Genomic DNA, 2,676 nt, shown 5'->3' with positions numbered 1-2,676 from the left:
GGGCAGGAGCTCGTGGAGCGCTGGTCCGAGCCCCACCGCCGGTACCACACGCCCGCCCACCTCCTCGCCGTCCTGACCGCCCTGGAGAAGATTGCCGACGGCGGCACCGCACCGCGCGCCGTCGTCCTCGCCGCCTGGTTCCACGACGCCGTGTACGCGGGGGCGGCCGGGCGCGACGAGGAGGACTCGGCCCAGCTCGCCGAGGCACGGCTCGAGGCGGCAGGGCTTGGGCGGGGCGAGGTCGCCGAGGTCGCCCGGCTCGTGCGGCTCACCGCGGGCCACTCCCCGGCACCAGACGACGGCGCGGGGCAGGTCCTGTGCGACGCCGACCTCGCTGTCCTGGGCCGCGATCCCGCCGGGTATCGACGCTACGCGGCGCAGGTCCGCGAGGAGTATGCGCACGTTCCCGACGAGCTGTTCCGGGCCGGCCGCGCCCGCGTCCTCGAACATCTGCTCGCGCTCGATCCGCTCTTCCACACCGCCGCGGCCCGCGGGCTGTGGCTCGAGCGGGCCCACGCGAACCTCCGGGCCGAGCTCGCGGAGCTGCGGGCGTAGGCCACGCGCTGCCACCGCGTGCTCCTGTCCGCTTCTTGGCGCCCACCTTCCGCGTCGCGTCCTGACGCGCCGGTTCAGGCCCGATTGGGGCGAATCAACCGGACTGGAGCGCGGGTACCCGAGGAAAGCGCTGTTGACTCTCACACGGTGTAAGGCCCCAGACTCAGTCTCGTGACCGACACCTCGAGGTTCATGCCCATTGGCCGCTTCTCCTCGCTCAGCAGGATCAGCGTCAGGATGCTGCGGCATTACGACGCCAACGGGGTCCTCACGCCGGCCCTCGTGGACGCAGCGAGCGGCTATCGCTGGTACTCGCCCAAGCAGCTGGGCGACGCGAGCCTGATCCGGCGCCTGCACGACGTGGGTTTCGGCGTGTCCGTCATCGGAGCCCTGCTGGCCACCCGCGGCTCAGCCGAGTTCGCCCGCGCCTTGCCAGGTGCCTGAGGCCGAGCTGGAGACCTCGGTCTTCATGCCGGTCCTGGCCGAGTAGCTCCCGCGCCCCAGTCGGCGACGACGACGCGGACGGAGGTATCGCCGTCGGGCGCCATGTCCACGAGAGCGAAGTCGTCGAGGCGTACCCGGTCGCCGCGGTGCACGCGCCGCTCGCCCTGGACGCTCACGTGGGGCTTGAAGCCCGGGCCCGTGTGCTGGGGGCTGTGCACGCGCCCACCGGCCGCCGCCACCTCGGCGAGGACTCGCGCGTGCAGAGCGTCGAGCGCGGGCTCCGGTTCGACGAGCGACACGCGGACGCGCCCGCGGTAGCCGAAGTGGGCGTCGCCCCCGATCCGGACGCCGATCCCGCCGTCGTGCGCCTCGAAGGCCCGGCCCACGGCGGCGAGGGCGGCCTCGTACGGGGCGTCGAAGCGGAGGAGCGTCACGTGCAGGGGCCAGCGGTGTTTGCTGAACGGCTCACCCACCGGCGTCCGCTCGACGAACGCCACAACGACGAAGGCGCCCTGCGGCCCGGAGGATTCCGGTGCCGCGGGCGCCTCGCTCGCGTCCACGATGGACTAGTTCTGCTGGTTCTCGGTCTTGATGCAGGAGATCTCGAACTCGAGCAGGATCCGGTCCGAGACCAGCACGCCGCCCGAATCGAGTGCGACGTTCCAGTTGAGGCCGAAGTCCTTGCGGTCGATCCGGCGCGAGCCCTCGAAGCCGGCCCGCAGGCTGCCCATCGGGTCGCGCTCGACGCCGACGAACTCGAGCGGAACCGCGATCTCCTTGGTCACGCCGCGAATCGTCAGATCTCCGTTGACAATGAAGCTGTTTTCCTCGACCTGGTCGATGCGCGTGCTCACGAACGTGATCTCGGGATAGTGCGGCGCATCGAAGAAGTCGTTGGTGCGAAGGTGCTCGTCGCGCTGGGCATTGCGCGTATCGATGCTCGCGACCTGAATTTTGACGTTGACGTTCGACTCAGTGGGGTCCGCGGCGTTGACGTTGATGATTCCCTCAACATCGTTGAAGGATCCGCGGACCTTCGTGACCATCGCGTGACGGGTCGAGAACCCGAGGCGCGTGTGGGCAGGGTCAAACCGCCATTCCCCCGCATAAGAGGAATCGATTTCGGGCATGTGGCCTCCTTAGACGTAACCAAACTTATAGCGGCTGAGGGATCGGTCACAAAAGGTACCGCATTGTCCGATCGTTCGCTGGGCGCCCGTTCGCCGCCGGCGACCGCCCGCGGTCAGCGCGAGTAGCTGGCCAAGAGCTTGTCCGTCCTGACAATGCGCTTGCCCAGCGGGAACAGCGAGACGGGGATGAGCTTGATGTTGGCGATCGCGAGCGGGATGCCCACGATCGTGGCCGCCATCGCGATCGCCGTGGCCACATGGCCGATGGCGATCCAGATGCCGGCCACGAGGAGCCAGATGATGTTGCCGATCTCCGTCGGGACGCTCACGTGCTCGTGCTTGTCCACGATCGTTCGCCCGAACGGCCACAGCGCGTAGGCGCCGATGCGGAACGACGCGATCCCCCAGGGAATCGTGACGACGAGCAGGCAGCACACGATCCCGGCGAGGAAGTAGCCGAGGGCGAGCACAAAGCCCCCGAAGACGAACCAGATCACATTGAGCAGGGTCTTCATGGCTCCAGTCTGCCAAGTCCGGGCCCGCGGGG

General features: G+C 69.1%; 4 protein-coding genes and 1 pseudogene. 2 read left to right on the top strand and 3 right to left on the bottom strand.

Translation table 11 applies throughout. The features are described 5' to 3' along the window. Together ACLN58_RS20675 and ACLN58_RS20670 are read left to right on the top strand one after the other, a co-directional pair. A pseudogene (locus ACLN58_RS20675) lies at positions 1-555 on the top strand (DUF4031 domain-containing protein); the annotation flags it as partial. A 171-nt stretch (positions 556-726) separates the two neighbouring features. Next, positions 727-999: a MerR family transcriptional regulator gene (locus ACLN58_RS20670; RefSeq protein ID WP_415857107.1), complete on the top strand. Its 273-nt coding sequence runs from the start codon at positions 727-729 to the stop codon at positions 997-999. A gap of 23 nt (positions 1,000-1,022) precedes the next feature. On the opposite strand, the gene ACLN58_RS20665 is transcribed toward ACLN58_RS20670, so the two are convergent. The 3 genes from ACLN58_RS20665 to ACLN58_RS20655 form a co-directional block, all read right to left on the bottom strand. Further along, positions 1,023-1,559: a 2'-5' RNA ligase family protein gene (locus tag ACLN58_RS20665; protein ID WP_415857106.1), complete on the bottom strand. Its 537-nt coding sequence runs from the start codon at positions 1,557-1,559 to the stop codon at positions 1,023-1,025. Positions 1,560-1,565: 6 nt separating this feature from the next. Continuing rightward, a complete protein-coding gene (locus tag ACLN58_RS20660; protein WP_415857105.1) occupies positions 1,566-2,129 on the bottom strand; it encodes a YceI family protein in 564 nt (187 codons plus the stop codon). A gap of 113 nt (positions 2,130-2,242) precedes the next feature. Continuing rightward, positions 2,243-2,644, bottom strand: a complete 402-nt coding sequence (locus ACLN58_RS20655) for a YccF domain-containing protein (RefSeq protein WP_415857108.1) — start codon at positions 2,642-2,644, stop codon at positions 2,243-2,245. Positions 2,645-2,676 lie beyond the last annotated feature (32 nt).

This window comes from Sinomonas sp. G460-2, assembly GCF_047759905.1.
GTDB lineage: Bacteria > Actinomycetota > Actinomycetes > Actinomycetales > Micrococcaceae > Sinomonas.
The sequence above is the reverse complement of the archived record's forward strand: the minus strand, read 5'-3'. Positions and strand labels throughout refer to the sequence as shown.